The 17,493-nt window shown below is 64.0% G+C and carries 14 protein-coding genes; 3 read left to right on the top strand and 11 right to left on the bottom strand.

The annotated features are described in order from the left end of the window. Window positions 1-113 precede the first annotated feature (113 nt). The 5 genes from JV241A_RS03690 to JV241A_RS03710 form a co-directional block, all read right to left on the bottom strand. Complete coding sequence (locus JV241A_RS03690) at window positions 114-329, bottom strand: hypothetical protein (RefSeq protein ID WP_115085343.1); 216 nt, start codon at window positions 327-329, stop codon at window positions 114-116. Between the two features lie 218 nt (window positions 330-547). Continuing rightward, on the bottom strand, window positions 548-1,930 hold the full coding sequence (locus tag JV241A_RS03695) for a heavy metal sensor histidine kinase (RefSeq protein WP_115085344.1): 1,383 nt from the start codon (window positions 1,928-1,930) through the stop codon (window positions 548-550). Continuing rightward, entirely contained in the window at window positions 1,905-2,579 is a 675-nt protein-coding gene (locus tag JV241A_RS03700) for a heavy metal response regulator transcription factor (protein ID WP_115085345.1), read from the bottom strand. Before JV241A_RS03700 ends, JV241A_RS03695 begins: the two co-directional genes overlap by 26 nt. Before the next feature lie 9 nt (window positions 2,580-2,588). Beyond that, entirely contained in the window at window positions 2,589-5,681 is a 3,093-nt protein-coding gene (locus tag JV241A_RS03705) for a multidrug efflux RND transporter permease subunit (RefSeq protein WP_134061384.1), read from the bottom strand. Next, window positions 5,678-6,844 (bottom strand): efflux RND transporter periplasmic adaptor subunit, encoded by a 1,167-nt coding sequence (locus tag JV241A_RS03710; RefSeq protein WP_134061385.1) that lies wholly within the window; start codon window positions 6,842-6,844, stop codon window positions 5,678-5,680. Before JV241A_RS03710 ends, JV241A_RS03705 begins: the two co-directional genes overlap by 4 nt. A gap of 269 nt (window positions 6,845-7,113) precedes the next feature. On the opposite strand from JV241A_RS03710, the gene JV241A_RS03715 reads away from it, so the two are divergent. Then, on the top strand, window positions 7,114-8,697 hold the full coding sequence (locus JV241A_RS03715) for a PAS domain-containing methyl-accepting chemotaxis protein (protein ID WP_134061386.1): 1,584 nt from the start codon (window positions 7,114-7,116) through the stop codon (window positions 8,695-8,697). 6 nt (window positions 8,698-8,703) lie between these two features. Here the strand turns inward: JV241A_RS03715 and JV241A_RS03720 are convergent, their stop codons facing one another. The 4 genes from JV241A_RS03720 to norR all read right to left on the bottom strand — a co-directional run bounded on the left by JV241A_RS03720 (window position 8,704) and on the right by norR (window position 12,374). Then, complete coding sequence (locus JV241A_RS03720; RefSeq protein WP_115085349.1) at window positions 8,704-9,471, bottom strand: YkgJ family cysteine cluster protein; 768 nt, start codon at window positions 9,469-9,471, stop codon at window positions 8,704-8,706. Beyond that, on the bottom strand, window positions 9,450-9,761 hold the full coding sequence (locus JV241A_RS03725) for a hypothetical protein (protein ID WP_115085350.1): 312 nt from the start codon (window positions 9,759-9,761) through the stop codon (window positions 9,450-9,452). The genes JV241A_RS03720 and JV241A_RS03725 overlap by 22 nt, the downstream gene beginning before the upstream one ends. Window positions 9,762-9,840: 79 nt before the next feature. Continuing rightward, window positions 9,841-10,740: a chemotaxis protein gene (locus JV241A_RS03730; RefSeq protein ID WP_115085351.1), complete on the bottom strand. Its 900-nt coding sequence runs from the start codon at window positions 10,738-10,740 to the stop codon at window positions 9,841-9,843. A gap of 80 nt (window positions 10,741-10,820) precedes the next feature. After that, the gene (gene norR, locus JV241A_RS03735) at window positions 10,821-12,374 is read right to left on the bottom strand and encodes a nitric oxide reductase transcriptional regulator NorR (protein ID WP_134061387.1); all 1,554 of its coding nucleotides are present in this window, start codon (window positions 12,372-12,374) and stop codon (window positions 10,821-10,823) included. A 153-nt stretch (window positions 12,375-12,527) separates the two neighbouring features. Between norR and hmpA the strand changes: the two genes are divergently transcribed. Both hmpA and JV241A_RS03745 read left to right on the top strand, forming a co-directional pair. Next, a complete protein-coding gene (hmpA, locus tag JV241A_RS03740; RefSeq protein ID WP_134061388.1) occupies window positions 12,528-13,709 on the top strand; it encodes an NO-inducible flavohemoprotein in 1,182 nt (393 codons plus the stop codon). 171 nt (window positions 13,710-13,880) lie between these two features. Beyond that, window positions 13,881-14,348, top strand: a complete 468-nt coding sequence (locus tag JV241A_RS03745) for a phosphate-starvation-inducible PsiE family protein (RefSeq protein ID WP_134061389.1) — start codon at window positions 13,881-13,883, stop codon at window positions 14,346-14,348. Between the two features lie 180 nt (window positions 14,349-14,528). On the opposite strand, the gene JV241A_RS03750 is transcribed toward JV241A_RS03745, so the two are convergent. Together JV241A_RS03750 and fecA are read right to left on the bottom strand one after the other, a co-directional pair. After that, window positions 14,529-14,933 carry an HPF/RaiA family ribosome-associated protein gene (locus tag JV241A_RS03750; RefSeq protein ID WP_115085358.1) on the bottom strand — a complete coding sequence of 135 codons (405 nt, stop codon included), beginning with the start codon at window positions 14,931-14,933 and terminating at the stop codon, window positions 14,529-14,531. A gap of 178 nt (window positions 14,934-15,111) precedes the next feature. Next, window positions 15,112-17,451 (bottom strand): TonB-dependent Fe(3+) dicitrate receptor FecA, encoded by a 2,340-nt coding sequence (fecA, locus tag JV241A_RS03755; protein WP_134061390.1) that lies wholly within the window; start codon window positions 17,449-17,451, stop codon window positions 15,112-15,114. Window positions 17,452-17,493 lie beyond the last annotated feature (42 nt).

Raw genomic sequence — 17,493 nt, forward strand, 5'->3', positions numbered from 1 at the left:
CGACACACGAAAAAAAAGCCGCTGATCGGCAGCGGCTTTGAAAGACAACCGCACAGGCGCTCAAGTCACCTGTGCGGCCATCGAGGGAGTCGAAGGGGTGGAACGTGGGCCGATCAGCTTTCGGAGGCGTCACTCGCATCAGCCTTGGAAGCGGTCTGTTCCAGGCTTTGCGCCTGCTCGGACTTCTGTGCGGCGATGGCTTCCTGGAGGACGGCGGCACGCTCGGCATTTCGGGCAACAAAGGCCTGGGATTCTTCAGCCATGGCCAGTGGCGACAGCAACAGGGACGACAGGACGAATACGCTGGCAACACCCATACTGTTGGACATTTGCAACAACCTTCTTGCTTGGCAAGAGTGAATTAGGTCTGAGTAAATTAGTCGGAAATGGGTGGGAGAAACAGTGACTTTTGGGATAAGCACTGTTGCGTCAAAGGTAATAGTTGACCGGGGGCTGCTTTCGCAGCCCATCGCTGGCAAGGCCAGCTCCCACAGGAGTGGCGTGCACCGATCTATTGTGGGAGCCGGCTTTGCCGGCGATGAGGCCCTCAAGCCGGCAACAAGATCCCGAAGGTATTGGCCCCCGCCTGGCTGCGCACAAACACACTGCCGCCGTGCATCAGCGCAATCGCCTTGACGATCGCCAGGCCCAGCCCGTGGTTGCCACTGCCACTGTTGCTGCGCGCCGCATCCACCCGGTAGAAGCGCTCGAACAGCATCGCCAGGTGCTCCTCGCCAATCGCCGGCCCCGGGTTGCTCACGGCGATACTCACCTGGCCATCCTGCTCCTCGATGCGCACCTGGATCACCTGCTCGGGCAGGGTGTGCTGCACCGCGTTGTTCAGCAGGTTGATCAGCGCCCGGCGCAACTGGGCCTTTTCGATCCGCGCCTGGGCATCGCCACTGACCTGCACGCGGATGTGCGCGTCTTCGAGGATGTAATCCAGGTAGTCGAGAGTGGTCGCCACTTCTTCGGCAAGCGAGGTGGAGGTCAGCGCCGTGGCCTTGCTGCCCTGGTCGGCGCTGGCGAGGAACAGCATGTCGTTGATGATGCTGCGCAGGCGCTCCAGTTCCTCGAGGTTCGATTGCAGCACCTCGAAGTAGTGCTCGGCACTGCGCCCACGGGTCAGGGCCACCTGGGTCTGGCCGATCAGGTTGGTTAATGGCGAGCGCAGTTCATGGGCGACGTCGGCGTTGAAGGCTTCCAGGCGGCTGTAGGCCAGGTCGACGCGCTCCAGGGTCGAGTTGAAGGCGCTGGCGAACTGCGCCAGCTCCGGCGCCAGGTCGGCCAGTTGCAGGCGCCCGCTCAGGCGCGGTGGCGCCAGCTTCTGGGCTTCGGCCGAGAGCGCCAGCAGCGGCCGCAGGCCAACCCGCGCGACCCAGTAACCGAGCAACGAGGCCAACACCACGCCGAACACCGACAGGCTGATGATTGCCACCAGCAAGGTGTGCTGGGTGTGCCAGAAGGTCTCGGTGTCGATGCCAATCAAAAAGCGCAGGGCCGGCCGCGTGCCCATGGCCGGCAGTTCGCTGACCAGCACCTTGTACGGATAGGGGCTGCCGGCCAGGTGCAGGTCGCGCATGCCCAGCGGGCCCTGGGCGAAGTTGCGGAGGCTGGCGTCGGGTTGGCCGTATTCGAACGGGCTGGCGCCGCTCACCACCCAGAAACGGATGCGCCGGTCTTCTTCGCTGAGCAGGTTGAGCTTGTTGGTGATCTTCAGCCAGTGCTCGCGGGTGTCGTAGCGGGTCAGCGATGACTCCAGCACGCTGAAGCGCGCTTCAAGCTCTGCGGTGGGCAGCAGGTCGAGGCTGCGGTCGACCTGCTTGTACAGCGCCGTGCCGATCAGCAGGAACACGCCCAGCGCGACCAGGGTGAACAGCGCGCTCAGGCGCAGGGCGATGGAGTTAGTCGGCACGGTTTTCCAGAACATAGCCCATGCCCCTTATGGTGTGCAGCAGTTTGGTTTCGAAAGGGCCGTCGAGCTTGGCGCGCAGGCGCTTGATCGCTACCTCGACGACGTTGGCGTCGCTGTCGAAATTGATATCCCAGACCAGCTCGGCGATGGCCGTCTTGGACAGGATTTCACCGTGCCGCCGGGCCAGCACGCTGAGCAACGAGAACTCCTTGGCGGTCAGCTCCAGGCGTTGCCCGGCGCGGCTGGCCTTGCGGCTGATCAGGTCGACCCAGAGGTCGGCGACCTGGATCTGCACCGGCTCATGGGCGCCGCCGCGACGGGTCAGGGCCTGCAGGCGGGCGACCAGTTCAAGGAAGGAAAACGGCTTGCCCAGGTAGTCGTCGGCGCCTTCGCGCAGGCCATGAATGCGGTCTTCGACCCGCTCGCGGGCGGTGAGCATGATCACCGGCGTCTGCTTGCGCGCGCGCAGGGCGCGCAGCACGCCGTAACCGTCGAGGCCCGGGAGCATCACATCGAGGACGATCACCGCGTAGTCACCTTCCAACGCCATGTGCAGGCCATCGATACCGTCGCGCGCCAGGTCTACGGTAAAGCCTTGCTCGCTCAGGCCGCGGTGCAGGTAGTCGGCGGTTTTTGCTTCATCTTCGATAATCAGCACACGCATGATCGGCTCTCAACGGGCATCGGTTTGCGCCAGGGTCACGGCCATCTGGCGCCGGTGGAACAGGCGCTCCAGGGCCAAGTATATGACCGGTGTGGTGAACAGTGTCAGGGCCTGGCTGACCAGCAGCCCGCCGACCACGGCAATGCCCAGCGGCTGGCGCAGTTCGGCGCCGGCGCCGATGCCGAACATCAGCGGCACGGCGCCGAGCAGGGCGGCGAGGGTGGTCATCATGATCGGCCGAAAACGCGTCAGGCAGGCCTTGTGGATCGCCTCTTCGGGGCTCAGGCCCTGATGGCGCTGGGCGTCGAGGGCGAAGTCGATCAGCAGGATGCCGTTCTTCTTGACGATGCCGATCAACAGCACGATGCCGATCAGGCCCATGATCGAGAAGTCCTGGCCCGACAGCCACAGCAGCGCCAGGGCGCCGAGCCCGGCCGAGGGCAGGGTGGAGATGATGGTCAGCGGATGGACGAAACTCTCGTAGAGCACGCCGAGGATGATGTACACCGCCACCAGCGCCGCGAGGATCAGCCACGGCTGGCTCGACAGCGAACTCTGGAAGGCCTGGGCCGCGCCCTGGAAGGTGCCGATGATCGAGTCGGGCATGCCCAGTTCGCGCTGGGTGCGTTCGAGGATCTGCACCGCATCGCCGAGGGCGACGCCGGGGGCCAGGTTGAACGACAGGTTGGCGGCCGGGAACAGGCCGTCATGGGCAATCGACAGCGGCCCGGTGCTCGGTGGCGCGACCTTGGCCAGCACCGACAGTGGCACCATCTCACCGCTCAGCGGTGAGCGCAGGTAGAAGTAGTTGAGGCTTTCGGCCTTGCCACGCTGGCGGGCGTCGAGTTCGAGGATCACCTTGTACTGGTTGGTCTCGGTCTGGAATTCGCTGATCTGCCGCTGGCCGAAGGCATCGTACAGCGCCTGGTCGACGTCGGTGGTGGTCAGGCCGAAACGCGCTGCGGCCTTGCGGTCGATGTCGATGCGGGTGACGCTGGCGCCCAGTTGTAGGTCGTTGGACAGGTCGCGAAAGGCCGGGTTGGCCTTCAGGCGTTCGGTCAGGCGCTGGGTCCAGAGGTTCAGCGCCGGGCCGTCGTTGCTCTTGAGCACGTACTGGTACTGGCTGCGGCTCGGCCCGGAGCTCAAGTTGATGTCCTGGCCGGCGCGCAGGTACAGGACCACGCCCGGCACCTTGGCCAGTTTCGGCCGCAGGCGGTCGATGAACTCGCTGGCCGACACGTCGCGATCACCGCGGTCCTTAAGGGCAATCCAGAAGCGGCCGTTGGCAATGGTCTGGTTGCTGCCGGTGACCCCGACGGCGTGGGAGAAGGCCCGTACTGCAGGGTCGGCTTCGACGATCCTGGCCAGCGCTTTGTGTTTCTCGAGCATGTCCGGGTAGGACACATCGGCCGCCGCCTCGCTGGTGCCGAGCACGAAGCCGGTGTCCTGCACCGGGAAAAAGCCTTTGGGAATGGCCACGTAACCGATCACCGCCAGCGCCAGGGTCAGGCCGAAGATCCCCAGCATCAGCCGCTGGTGGGCCAGGGCCTTGACCAGCCCGCGCTCGTACCAGCCGAGCAGGCGGCTGGGGGTGTCATGCGCGTTGTGCTGCGGGCGGCGCATGAACAGGGCGCAGAGGGTCGGCGCCAACGTCAGCGATACCACCACGGAAATCAGGATGGTCGAAGTGGCGGTGAGGGCGAACTCCTTGAACAGCCGACCGACCACCCCGCCCATGAACAGCAGCGGAATGAACGCGGCAATCAGCGAGAAACTGATCGACACCACGGTAAAGCCGATCTCGCCCGAGCCCTTGATCGCCGCCTCGCGCATGCTGTCGCCGGCTTCCAGGTGGCGGTGGATGTTTTCCACCACCACGATTGCATCATCGACCACGAAGCCCACGGAGATGACGATGGCCACCAGGGTCAGGTTGTTCAGGCTGAAGCCGAACAGGTACATCAGGGCGAAGCTTGCGACCAGCGACACGCCGAGCACGCTGGAAACGATCAGGGTCGCCGACCATTGACGCAGGAACAGCGCCATCACCCCGATCACCAGCAGCACGGCGATCATCAGGGTGATCTCCACCTCGCGCAGCGACGCGCGGATGGTCTGGGTGCGGTCGTTGAGCACCGACACCTGCACCGCCGCCGGCAGCATCTGCTCAAGGCCGGGCAAGGCCTCCATGACCCGGTCGACGGTATCGACGATGTTCGCCCCGGGCTGGCGGAACACCACCAGGTTCAGGCCCTGCTGCTCGCCGGACCAGGCTTTGACGTAAGCGTTTTCGGCACCGTTGATGACCTTGGCGACATCCTGCAGGTGCACCGGCGCGCCGTCGCGGTACGAGACGATCAGCTGGGCGTATTCCTCGGGATGGAACAACTGGTCGTTGGTGGCGATGGTCGACACGCTGTTCTGCCCGTACAGCGCGCCCTTGGCCAGGTTCAGGCTGGTTTGCTGGATGGCCTGGCGCAGGTCGGCCAGGGTCAGGCCCAATGCTGCGAGTTTCTCTGGTTGGGCCTGCACGCGAATCGCCGGGCGCAGTTGCCCGGTGATGTTGATCAGGCCGACCCCGTCGATCTGGCTCAACTGGCGGGCCAGCAGGGTTTCGGCGTAGTCGCTGAGTTCGTTGGCCGGCATCTGCGCCGAGCTCACGGTGAGGATCAGCACCGGGCTGTCGGCCGGGTTGACCTTGCGCCAGGTCGGCGGGCTGGGCATGTCCTGGGGCAGGCGTGCGGTGGCGGTGTTGATCGCTGCCTGGACTTCCTGGGCGGCGGTGTCGATGCTCTTGTCGAGGGTGAATTGCAGGATCAGGTTGGTCGAGCCCAGGGCGCTGCTGGAGGTCATCTGGGTCATGCCGGGGATGGCGCTGAACTGCACTTCCAGCGGCGTTGCTACCGACGAAGCCATGGTTTCCGGGCTGGCGCCGGGCAGTTGCGCGGTGACCTGGATGGTCGGGAAATCGGCTTCCGGCAGTGGTGCCACCGGCAGGCGCGGAAAGGCAATGACCCCGAGCAGCAGCAGGGCGAAGGTCAGCAGCAGGGTGGCGACCGGGCGGTCGATGCACCAGGCGGAAATCGAGCCGCGCGGGTTCATGGCCGCTCCTTGCCGCTGGCCACGTCTTCCACCGGCGGCGCATCAGGCGCCACTTCAACGTGCGCGCCGGGCTTGAGCCGCGACTGGCCGTCGGACACCAACGGGTCGCCGACCTCGACCCCGGCAATGATGTTCAGCACGCTGTCCTGGTACAGCACCTTGACCGGTATGCTGTCGACCTTGTTGCCATTGAGGCGGTACACGTAATGGCCGTCGATGCCGCGTTGCACCACCTGCGGCGGTACTACCAGGGCTTTTTGATCCAGCGCGGTTTGCAGCTTCAGGGTCACCAGTTGCCCGGGCCACAGCCGCGCGTCGGGGTTGGCGAACTCGGCCTTGACCCGGATGGTGCCGGTGTTGGCCGCCACCTGATTGTCGATCAGGGTCAGCTTGCCTTCGCCCAGCAGCGTGCCGCCGCTGTCGCCGTCGCCTTCCAGATAGGCTTGCACCACGGCTGGGGTTTGCGCGGCGAGCAGGCCTTGCAGGGTCGGCAGCAACTGCTGAGGCAGCGAGAACTCGACGCCGATCGGGTCGATCTGGGTAACGCTGAACAGCCCCTGGGCATCGGCGACGCGCAGGAAGTTGCCTTCATCCACATTGCGAATACCTACCCGGCCGCTGACCGGGGAGCGAATCTGGGTATAGGAGAGTTGCACCTGGGCGGCGTCAATCGCCGCCTGGTTGCCCAGCGCCGTGGCCTTGAGCTGGTTGAACAGCGCCTGCTGCTGGTCGAGGGTCTGCTTTGAGACGCTGTTGTCGGTACTCAGCAGGCGGTAGCGCTTGAGGTCGACTTCGGCCACCTGCAACTGCGCCTGGCTCTGGCCCAGTTGCGCCTTGGCCTGTTCGAGGCTGGCGCGGATCGAGCGGTCGTCGATGGTTGCCAGCAGGTCGCCCTGCTTGACCGCCTGGCCTTCCTTGACCAGCACGCGGGTCAGCACCCCCTCGACCTGCGGGCGAATCACTACGCTGTGCAGCGATAGCACCGAACCGACGCCGCTGACAAAGCGCGGTACGTCCTGCTGCTTGACGCTGACGATGCGCACCGGGATAGCGGCGGCGGTGGTGGAGTTTTCCTTGCCAGGCCGGTTCACCAGCCACAGGGCGGTGCCTGCCAGGGCGATGAGCAGGGCGCAGATAACGAGGGAACGAGGCTTGATTCGCATGCTTGCAGGGCACCGCGGGCGCAGGGGTGGGTATTTAGCGTTATAGCTGCTCAATCAGGTCAGCAGAGTGACCGCTAACTGACAGCGCGGACAGGTTCGGCGTACACATCCCCCGTAGGAGCGGGCTTGACCCGCGATAAGGCCAGTCCTGCCTGGAATCAGCGGTAATGGCCAAGTGCCAATATCCTGCGCTGGATCAAGATTGCGCAATAAATTGCCACTAGAGTCGTACGCCCTGCCGATTCTCCCGACAATAACGAGTGCCTCCGATGAAGAGCAATTTGCCTGTGACCGGTCGCAATGTGGATTATCCCGGTGACGCCAATATCCTTTCCACCACTGGCCTGACCAGCCAGATCACCTATGCCAATGACGACTTCGTCAAGGTCAGTGGCTTTACCCGCGAAGAGTTGATAGGCAGCGCCCACCATATCGTCCGCCACCCGGACATGCCGCCCCAGGCCTTCGCGCAGATGTGGCAGACGCTAAAGAGCGGCCGCTCGTGGATGGGCCTGGTGAAGAACCGTTGCAAGAACGGCGATCACTATTGGGTCAGCGCCTTCGTCACGCCGATTTCCAGTAACGGCCAGGCCGTGGAATATCAGTCGGTGCGGACCAAGCCCAGTGCCGAGCAAGTCGAGGCAGCCGAGCGCTGCTACGCCCAGCTGCGCAGTGGCCGAAGTCGCTGGTGGCAGCGTTTGCCGGTGGTTGGATTGGCCTGGCAACTGTGGGGCGGGGTGACTCTGGCGCTTGCGGCGGTGTTCGCATTCAGCCGGCTGCTATTGCCGGCCCTGCCATGGCAAGGTGCGCTGGAGCTGATCCTGGCCAGTGGCCTGGCGGCCTTGATGATCTTCATCGCCTTGCGCCCGCTCGAGCGCTTGCGCGTCCAGGCCCAGGCCATCGCCGACAACCCCCTGAGCCAGCAGTTGTACACCGGCCGGCGCGACGGCATCGGCCAGATCGACTTCGCCCTGCGCATGCTCAAGGGCCAGTTGGGCGCGGTGGTCGGGCGTATCGGCGACACCTCGCGGCGCCTGGCCGGGCATACCGGCACGCTTGCCCAGTCGCTGCAAAGCAGCCACAGCAACAGCCTGGAACAACAGAGCGAAGCCGATCAGGTGGCCACCGCGATCAATCAGATGGCCGCCAGCGTTGCCCAGGTTGCCAGCAGCGCCCAGCAGGCCTCCCAGGCCGCCGACCAGGCCGAGGGTGAAACCCAGGCCGGGCATCAGTTGGTTGACCTCAACCGCAGCGCCATCCAGAACCTGGCCAACTCGTTGAACTCGGCCACTGAAGTTATCCACAATCTGGAAAGCCACAGCAGCGAGATTACCGGGGTGCTGGAGGTGATTCGCGGCATTGCCGAGCAGACCAACCTGCTGGCCCTCAATGCCGCCATCGAAGCGGCCCGGGCCGGTGATCAGGGCCGCGGTTTTGCCGTGGTCGCCGACGAGGTACGCGGCCTGGCCCAGCGCACCGCGCAGTCGACCCACGAAATCCAGCGGATGATCAGCGCCTTGCAAAATGGCGCGCGTGAAGCAGTGCAGGTCATGCAGCAGAGCAGCGAACATGCCGGGCACAGTGTCGAGCAGGCCCAGCGCGCCGCCAGTGCCCTGGACGGCATCAGCCTGCGGGTCAACCAGATCAGTGAAATGAGCCTGCAGATTGCTGCGGCAGTGGAGCAGCAAAGCCAGGTCAGCGAGAGCATCAACCGCAACATCATCAGCATCCGCCAGGCCAGCGAAGCCACCGTGCAGGTCGGCCAGCAGAGCCATCTGAGCGCCACTGATGTGGCCGGGCTGGCGCAGGACCTGCGCCGGCTGGCGGATGAATTCTGGCGGCGCTGCCAGTAGGGCAGTTCAGAAACCGATGAAGCTGTAGTAGGTGCCCGGTTCGCTGCGCACCTGCGCACCGCAGGCCTCAAGTTCGGCACTCAAGGCCGGATCGACGACGTGCAACGTCCACGGCGCCACAGGCTGGTCCAGCTGTGGTTGCTGCAGGGCTTGCTCCAGCGCCGCGATGTCGGGCAGGTAAGCGGTAAAGCCATTGCCTTTCAGCGCGCTGACGTCGATGCCCAGCGCCTGGCAGATGGCGAGCTTGGCGCGGATATCGTCGCGGTCGGCCTGGCGCGAGCGCTCGATCAGTTCGGCCAGGCGCTTATCCACCAACTGATTGCCGTGAATCAGCGCCGGGCCGCTTTGCCAGGCTTCGCTCGGGCAGTCCTTGGCTTCGGGGCGCAGCGGGATGTGCGGATTGATTTCCATCGGGTAGATACGGCACACCAGCGGGCGGATCTCGTAGATGCCGCAACGGTTGTCGTCATCCAGGTTGCGGCAGCGGCCGGGATTGAAGGCGGCGAAGGTGATGGTCACCCAGGCCTGGCTGCTGCCGCAGGGCACCAGCCAGGAGCGGCGCATGGCGTGCTCGCGCTGTTCTGCCGGCAGGCCCAGGCCGTTGGCGAGAAAGGCTTCGACCAGGACCATGACCTGGCCGCCAGCGCCAGCCCACTGCCGGGCTTCGCCCAGGGTCAGGGGTACATGATGGCCGGTGCAGCATTTGCCACAGCCGGTGCAGTCGAAACGGATATCGGATGCAGGTGCGCTGTTCACGGTTGGCCAGGTGTCCATTCGGTGACGAAAGCAGCCTTGCGCTTTTTATCGAACAGGCACAGTTCGGTGCCCTTGCGGTTGTTCATGTGTTTTTGCGGGTAGCGGCCTTCGAGCAGCAGGGCGCTGTAACCGACGCGATCGTCGAATTCGGCAGCCTTGCCCAGGGCCTTGACCTCTTTGAGCTGGCTGGCGGCGATGCAGCTTTGCAGCACGCGTTGTTCATGATCGCTCCAGGCCTGGCTGCTGGATGCCTGGGCGCCGCTGCTGAACACAGCGCAGCCTAGCAGGGTGAAGAGGAGGGCTTTCATGGCGGGTACTCGCAAAGACGTACGCACAATTGTGCCTGAGCTTCAGGCACATTCAAGCGCAAGGCTTCCCGGGTATGTATCAGCGCTCTTCGAAGGCCACGGTGCGGGCGGCGACGATCAGGCAGTCGGTCAGGTCCGGCGAGGAGAACTTGGTCAACACCGCATTGGCCCCGGCGTCCTTGGCTTTATCGCTGTTCATGGCACTGTCCAGCGAGGTATGCAGCAGCACGTAGAGGTGCTGGAAATCCGGGGTTTCGCGCAGGGTGCGGGTGAAGGCGTAGCCGTCCATCTCCGACATCTCGATGTCCGACACCACCACGTTGATCTCGCGCTCGGTGCCTTGCAGCTCCAGCAGGGTATTGATCGCATCCTTGGCACTGCGCGCGGTGTGGCATTCGATGCCGAGGCTGCGCAGGGTATGCACCGATTGCTGCAGCGCCACCTGGCTGTCGTCGACCACCAGGATGTTGGTGGCGGCCAGCACCGCGGCGTCTTCGGCACTGAGCTCGGAGGTGACCACCTCGTGGGGCGGCGGGGCGATGCCGTGGATGACCTTTTCGATATCCAGCACCTGCACCAGGGTGTTGTCGACCCGGGTCACGCCGGTGATGAACGACTTGCTGCCCGAGCCATAGGGTGGAGGCTTGATGTCGGTGCTCAGGCAGTGGACGATCTTGCTCACCGCCTGCACATGCAGGCCCTGCTTGGAGCGGCTGATGTCGGTGACGATCAGGCAGCCGCCGTCCGGGTCTTCCAGCGGCCGTTCACCGATGGCCCGGGACAGGTCGATGACCGACAGCGAGTTGCCCCGCAGGGTAGCCACGCCTTTGACGTGGGGGTGCGACTCCGGCAGCTTGGTCAGCGGCGGGCAGGGGATGATTTCACTGACCTTGAGCAGGTTGATCGCCATCAGCTTGCCGCTGCGCAGGGTGAACAGCAGCAGCGACAGCGAATCCGCGCGGGCATTTTGCGACGCCATAGGCACCTTCAGGGCAGAGTAATAGGGGGAGATGCCAGGTTATCGACCCGGCAGCCCGTGGCTTTAATCAGTCGGTGAAATCAGCGTAGACCCAAGCGCCGCGCCAGGCGACTGAGATTGGCCCGGTCCAGGCCCAGCTCGCGGGCGGTGCTGGCCCAGTTGTGCTGGTGACGCTCCAGGCAAGCCTGGATCAGCTGGCGCTGGTAGTCATCCAGGGCCTGGCGCAGGTCGCCGCCGGGCAGTGGGGCATCGCTCAACTGAGTTGTTTCGGTTTGTGTGGGGAGCGACTCGACCGGGCGCAGGTCCAGATCGGCGGCATCCAGGGTGAGGATTTTCGGCCGCTGCGCATGCTGCCCCAGGGCCTTGAGCGCTGAGCGGCCAATCAGGTGTTCGAGCTCGCGTACGTTACCCGGCCAGCTGTAGGCAATCAGCTCGGCCTGGGCTTCGGGGCTCAGGCGCAGGCTGCCCAGGCCCATGCGCGAACGGTTCTGCTCGAGAAAGTAGCCGCTAAGCAGCAGCACATCGCGCCCGCGCTCACGCAGCGGCGGCACCAGCAGCGGGTACACGCTCAGGCGATGGTAGAAGTCGGCGCGGTAGCGCCCGGCGCGCACTTCTTCGGCCAGGTCGCGATTGGTGGCGGCGATCAGGCGCACATCGACGCGGTGCTCCTGGTCCGAGCCCAGGCGCTGCAGCTGGCCACTCTGCAGCACGCGCAACAGCTTGGCCTGTACGGTCAGCGACAACTCGCCGACTTCATCGAGAAACAACGTGCCGCCATTGGCCAGCTCGAACTTGCCGCGGCGCTCGCCCACTGCACCGGTAAAGGCGCCGCGCACATGGCCGAACAGCTCGCTCTCGACCAGGGTGTCGGGCAGTGCGGCGCAGTTGAGGCTGATCATCGGCTGGTTGGCGCGGCTCGAGGCCTGGTGGATGGCCTGGGCTACCAACTCCTTGCCAACCCCGGTTTCGCCGGTAATCAACACCGTCAGGTCGCTGCTGCCGACCAGGCGGATTTCCTCCAGCAGGCGTTTGTGCGTCTTGCTCTGGCCGATCAGTTCCTTGTGTTGCTGACCGCTGGCCTGGCGATAGACCTCGGCACGCGCGTGTTCATCTTCGGCGCGCAAGGCCAGGTGCTCGATGCGCTCGGCGACGTTGACCGTGGCTGCCGCCAGGCTGGCAAAGGCTTGCAGGGCATCCAGCTCGACCTGCTGGAACTGCTCCGGGTCCAGCGCATCGAGGGTGATCAGGCCCCAGGGCTGTTCATCGACGAACAACGGGCAGCCCATGCAGTCGTGCACCTCCAGGTGCTGGTGCAGACCTTCGACCAGGCCGTCGTAGGGGTCGGGCAGCTCGCTGTCGCTGGCAAAGCGGGTCGGCTCGTTGCGGCTGAGAATCGCTGCAAAGCGTGGATGCTCATCGACCTTGAAGCGCCGCCCGAGGGTGTCGGTGCTCAAGCCGTCCACCGCCAGCGGCACCAGCCATTCGCCGTCCAGGCGCAGCAGCGCGGCGGCATCGCACGGCAGCAGGCTGCGCATGGCTTCGAGCAGGCGCCGGTAGCGTTCGCGCTCGGGCAGTTCGCGGGACAGGTCGCTGACCAGCGGCAGCAAGGCGGTGAGCAGGGATTTTGCGGTCATAAAGACTCCTGTGGGTCAAAATGACTATATCGCAAGTGTTGTCCTTATGACTCTTTAATTTTTAAGTCATTGATTTATAAGGATTAAAAAGTTGGCACGAAAGCTGTAATAACCAAGGCATCCATCAAGAAGCCACAGGCTCAGGAGTCATCCATGCTCAATGCCCAGGATCGTGCAATCGTCAAAGCCACCGTACCTCTGCTGGAAAGCGGCGGTGAAGCGCTGACCACCCATTTCTACAAACTGATGCTCAGCGAGTACCCCGAAGTGCGTCCGCTGTTCAACCAGGCGCACCAGGCCAGCGGCGACCAGCCACGGGCCCTGGCCAACGGCGTGCTGATGTACGCCCGGCACATCGACCAGCTCGAACAGCTGGGCGGCCTGGTCGGCCAGATCATCAACAAGCATGTGGCCTTGCAGATCCTTCCGGAACATTACCCGATCGTCGGTAGCTGCCTGCTGCGCGCCATCGAAGAAGTACTCGGCAAAGAGATTGCCACCCCCGAAGTGATCGCAGCCTGGGGCGCGGCCTATCAGCAACTGGCCGATATCCTCATCGGCGCTGAAGGCGATGTTTACGCGCAAAAAGCCGCGGCCCCTGGCGGCTGGCGCGGTGCGCGAGCGTTCAAGCTGGTCGAGCGGGTCGAGGAGAGCAGCGAGATCGTCTCCTTCTACTTCGCCCCGGTTGATGGTGGTGCGATCCTGCAGGCCGAGCCCGGCCAGTACATCGGCCTGCAACTGTTCATCGACGGCCAGGAACAGCGCCGCAACTACTCGCTGTCGGCCCTGAGCAATGCCGGCCAGTACCGCATCAGCGTCAAGCGCGAAGCGGGCGGCAAGGTTTCCAACTACCTGCACGAGCAGTTGGCGGTAGGCGACACTATCAACCTGTTCCCGCCATCGGGCGAGTTCACCCTGAGTGCCAGCGCCAAGCCTCTGGTGCTGATCAGTGGCGGCGTCGGCATCACCCCGACCCTGCCGATGCTCGAAGCAGCGCTGGAAAGCGGTCGTTTGGTGCACTTCATCCACTGCGCGCGCAACGGCGCGGTGCATGCCTTCCGTGGTTGGGTCGATGAACTGGCGGCGCGCCACCCGCAGGTCAAGCGCTTCTACTGCTATGCCGAAGACGATGGCGTTAGCCAGCCGGCGGATGCAGTGGGTCTGCTCAGCGCCGATCAACTCGGCCAGTGGTTGCCGCAAGAGCGTGATGTGGACGCCTACTTCCTTGGCCCGAAAGCCTTTATGGCCAGCATCAAGCGCCACCTCAAGGGGCTGGGCGTGCCAGAGCAGCAAAGCCGCTACGAGTTCTTCGGCCCGGCGTCTGCGCTGGAGTAAACACGTTTCGGTAACCGCGAACTGAAAGGATAGGGGCACAGCCAGCGATGGCTGTGCCTTGCGGCAATCGGTCGCCTTCTCAAGCAGGGGGCCTGGCCTTTTTACTGCATGCAGACAAAGCGTCATGCGCTTGCCGCATCATCCTTCCAGCCGTATCAAGGAAACCGTATCGTGAGCATCATTTGGGCTGACAAACTGCGCAAGAGCCTGCATGGCTCGGCCGATTCGCTGGGCAACCTGTGCGTCGAAGCGTTCCACTACCTGGCCCTGTTCGGCATCGGTGGCATCACCGCCTACGCGGCCGTGGTCACCTTTATCGAGATGCTCGGCAAGGGCGTCAGCGTCGACGACATCCTGCTGCTGTTCATCTACCTCGAACTCGGCGCCATGGTGGGGATCTACTTCAAGACCAACCACATGCCGATCCGCTTCCTGCTGTATGTGGCGATCACCGCTCTGACCCGCCTGCTGATTGGCGACGTGTCGCACCACAAGGCGCCGGACGCCGGTTTGCTGTACGTGTGCGGCGGCATCCTGCTGCTGGCGTTCTCGATCCTGGTGGTGCGCTACGCCTCGTACCGCTACCCGTCGACCAAGGCTATCGATGCTAGTGGCAAGGAGATCGAGGAAGCGAAGTAACAGGCACTGGACCCTGTGGGAGCGGGCCTTGCCCCGCGATCGAGCGCGTAGCGGTCGCAGTCCAGGCAACGCCTGATCAGCTGACTGTACTGGCCTCATCGCGGGGCAAGCCCGCTCCTACTTCGGAAAAAAAAGCGAGCCCCCTGGGCTCGCCTTTTTACCGTCTGCGTTGCTGCTTGTTCAGTTGATGCGAGCTTGCTCGTTCTCCAGAAACTCTTCCTGCAACAGCCCGTCATTCTGGGCGCCGTCGATGCTTTGCTGGGCCACCGCGCGTTTGCTGCGCAGTTTGCCGTAGAAGTGCTCCAAGGCGTGGTTCAGTTTGATTGCGGCGCCTTCGACAGCCTGGTCGAGGGATGCGGATTTATGGCTTACGGAAATCGGTTGATGGCCTTTTGGGCGTGCCTCCATCTGGCAGCGTTTGTCGTGCGGACCAGGCTTGTCGCCGTTCTCGTCGCGCAGGTGGACCTCGATGCGGGTGAGGTCTTCGTCAAATCGTTCGAGCGTGCTTTCTACCGTGCTGCGGACCCACTCTTCCAGCCGGATGTTGCCTTGAATATGGTTGTCGCTATTGACTTGGATTTGCATAGTTCAATCCCTTATTCAGCTAGCTCGCAAGAGAATCGATGGGGCCTTTGCGGCCTGTGAGAACCATCGCCTCTTGACTACAAGGTCAGGCACTTGGCCGAACAATTCAAGCCCTTTTGAAATAAAAATATCTTGTAGCAAAAAGCCCGGCACAGGCCGGGCTTTTGCATGCGCTGGATCAGAACGCGACGGAGGTCTGCAGGTATACCGTACGGGGTTCACCCACGTACTTGCCCTTGTTGTTGTCGTCGAACGAGCGGGTGTAGTACTGGTGATTGAAGATGTTCTTCACCCCCACGGCGACGTTGAGGTTCGCCAGTTGCGGGCCGAAATCGTAGGCCGCGCGGCTGCTGAACAGCATGTAGCCGGGGATGCGTCCGGTGCTGCCGTCGGCGCTTTCGGCCGAGGTGTTGGCGTTGTCGGCGAACTGGTCGCTCTGGTAGGTGCTGTCGAGGTTGAGCTTCCATTGGCCTTCGCTGTAGCCGACGCCCAGGGTGCCTTTGTGGCGTGACGAGAAGGGCACACGATTACCCTTGTTAGACCCGTCTTCGCGGATTTTAGCGTCAACAAAGGCATAGGTGGCGTACACGTCAAAACCTGCCAGCGCCGGGTTGAGGCCTTCGAGGGCGTACTTGACGCTGGTCTCGATGCCCTGGTGGCGGGTTTCGCCGCGGGCGATCACCGAATCGTTGGTCTGGTTGCTTTCGTACTGGTTGTCGAAGTTGATCAGAAACGCGCCGATTTCGGCCTGCAGGTTGCCGTTGTCGTAGCGGGTACCCAGTTCCCAGGTGCGGGCTTTTTCCGGTTTTACTTCACCGCTGCTGACCCGGTTGGGCATCTGGCTGTACTGCACGCTGCCGAACGAGCCTTCGGTGTTGGCGTACAGGTTCCAGCTGTCAGTCAGGTGGTACATGACGTTGAGCGCCGGCAGGGCGGTGTTGTAGTCGCCCTGGTAGCGCTGGCCGTTGAGCTTGTTGGACTGCTCGGAGTCGATCATTTCGTAGCGGATACCCGGGGTGATGGTCCACTGGCCGATGTCGATGCGGTCATCGAGGAAAATCGCGTGGGCTTCGGTGCTGCCACGGGTGTCGCGGTCGTTGCGGCTGGCGGTGGTCGGCAGCTGGTTGGCGGCGATCGGTTCGCGGTAGCGCAGTTCATGGCCGGCTTCGTTGATGTAGCGGTAGCCGACGCCGACTTCGTGCCAGCTCTCACCGAGGGCAAAGCCCTGGGAGAAGCGCGTTTCGATGCCGCGTACCCAGTACTCGCGTGGCGACAGCGAGACGAAGCTGCCCTGGTCCAGGTAGCCGCTGCGCAGGGTCTTGGTGAAGAAGCTGTTGACGCTGAACTGGCGGGCGTCTTCCTTGTAGTCGTAGCCGAAGTTGAACATCGTCCGCCGCCCCCAGAATTTGTCTTGCAGGCGGGTCGACTGGTACGGGTCGGCATCGTAGTCGGCAACGTTCAGGCCGCCGGGCATCTGTGCTTCGCCTTCGTAGTACTGGGCCATGGCGTGCAGGCTGTTGGCCTCGTCGAGCTGGTATTTGCCCTTGAGGATCAGGTCGTCGATCTGCGTGTCGCTGTGCTCGCGCCAGTCGCCGCCACGGCTGCCGGAGTAGAGCAGGGCGCCGCCCAGGCCGTTGGCGTTGGTGCCACCGGCGAGCAGGTTGGCGCTGGTCTTGAAACCGTCATGGCTGGATGACGGGCTGGTCTGGGTCTGGAAACCGGCCTTGACCGTCGGCTCGTCGGGGATCGCCCGGGTCACGAAGTTGACGATGCCGCCGACGTTCTGCGGGCCATAGCGTACCGCTCCGCCGCCGCGCACCACGTCCACCGCGTCCATGTTGCCCATGCTGATCGGGGCGAACGACAGCTGCGGCTGGCCGTAGGGGGCGAAAGGCACCGGGATGCCGTCCATCAGCACCGTCGAGCGCGAAGCCAGGCGCGGGTTGAGCCCGCGAATGCCGAAGTTCAGCGCCATGTCGTGGCTGCCGGTGCCGTTGTTCTCCGGGGCGTTGACGCCGGGGATGCGGTTGAGCACTTCGCGCGCAGTAGTGGCGCCGCTGCGTTCGAATTCTTCGCGGCGGATCACGTCGCGGGCACCGGCATGTTCGAAGACGTTGTCCTGCTGCGCCGCACCCAGCCAGTCACCGATCACGGTGGAGGCACCGAGCTCGACCGGCGCACTGACAGCGGCAAGCGGTTGCAGGCTGAAGGCGTTGTCACCTTCGGCGCGGGCTTGCAGGCCGCTGCCTTGCAGCAGTGCATCCAGACCCTGCTGCGGGCTGTACTGGCCTTGCAGGCCGGGGCTCTGCACACCGCGGGTGACCTGCGAGCCGAACGAGATCAGCACACCGCTTTCGCGGCCGAACTGGTTCAGGGCGTTTTCCAGGCTGGTCGGCGCGATCTGGTAAGTGCGCGCAGGGGCTTGGGCGGCGTGTGCGCCAACAGCGGCAACGCTCAGGCTGGCGCCCAGCAGCAGGGCGCGCAGGGCCTGGGCAAGTGGACTCGGTCGAAGGGGCATGCAGGAGGTCCTTGAGAAGGTCAAAGCAAAGGGTTCTGCCTT

Origin of the sequence: Pseudomonas sp. JV241A, from assembly GCF_900275665.1 — a bacterium.
GTDB lineage: Bacteria > Pseudomonadota > Gammaproteobacteria > Pseudomonadales > Pseudomonadaceae > Aquipseudomonas > Aquipseudomonas wadenswilerensis.

Coding starts and splice junctions, on each gene's coding strand:
- JV241A_RS03715 (WP_134061386.1), top strand. CDS start 7,114: ATGAAGAGCAATTTGCCTGTGACCGGTCGCAATGTGGATTATCCCGGT.
- JV241A_RS03690 (WP_115085343.1), bottom strand. CDS start 329: ATGTCCAACAGTATGGGTGTTGCCAGCGTATTCGTCCTGTCGTCCCTG.
- JV241A_RS03720 (WP_115085349.1), bottom strand. CDS start 9,471: ATGGACACCTGGCCAACCGTGAACAGCGCACCTGCATCCGATATCCGT.
- JV241A_RS03710 (WP_134061385.1), bottom strand. CDS start 6,844: ATGCGAATCAAGCCTCGTTCCCTCGTTATCTGCGCCCTGCTCATCGCC.
- JV241A_RS03730 (WP_115085351.1), bottom strand. CDS start 10,740: ATGGCGTCGCAAAATGCCCGCGCGGATTCGCTGTCGCTGCTGCTGTTC.
- JV241A_RS03705 (WP_134061384.1), bottom strand. CDS start 5,681: ATGAACCCGCGCGGCTCGATTTCCGCCTGGTGCATCGACCGCCCGGTC.
- JV241A_RS03725 (WP_115085350.1), bottom strand. CDS start 9,761: ATGAAAGCCCTCCTCTTCACCCTGCTAGGCTGCGCTGTGTTCAGCAGC.
- JV241A_RS03700 (WP_115085345.1), bottom strand. CDS start 2,579: ATGCGTGTGCTGATTATCGAAGATGAAGCAAAAACCGCCGACTACCTG.
- JV241A_RS03750 (WP_115085358.1), bottom strand. CDS start 14,933: ATGCAAATCCAAGTCAATAGCGACAACCATATTCAAGGCAACATCCGG.
- norR (WP_134061387.1), bottom strand. CDS start 12,374: ATGACCGCAAAATCCCTGCTCACCGCCTTGCTGCCGCTGGTCAGCGAC.
- fecA (WP_134061390.1), bottom strand. CDS start 17,451: ATGCCCCTTCGACCGAGTCCACTTGCCCAGGCCCTGCGCGCCCTGCTG.
- JV241A_RS03695 (WP_115085344.1), bottom strand. CDS start 1,930: ATGTTCTGGAAAACCGTGCCGACTAACTCCATCGCCCTGCGCCTGAGC.
- hmpA (WP_134061388.1), top strand. CDS start 12,528: ATGCTCAATGCCCAGGATCGTGCAATCGTCAAAGCCACCGTACCTCTG.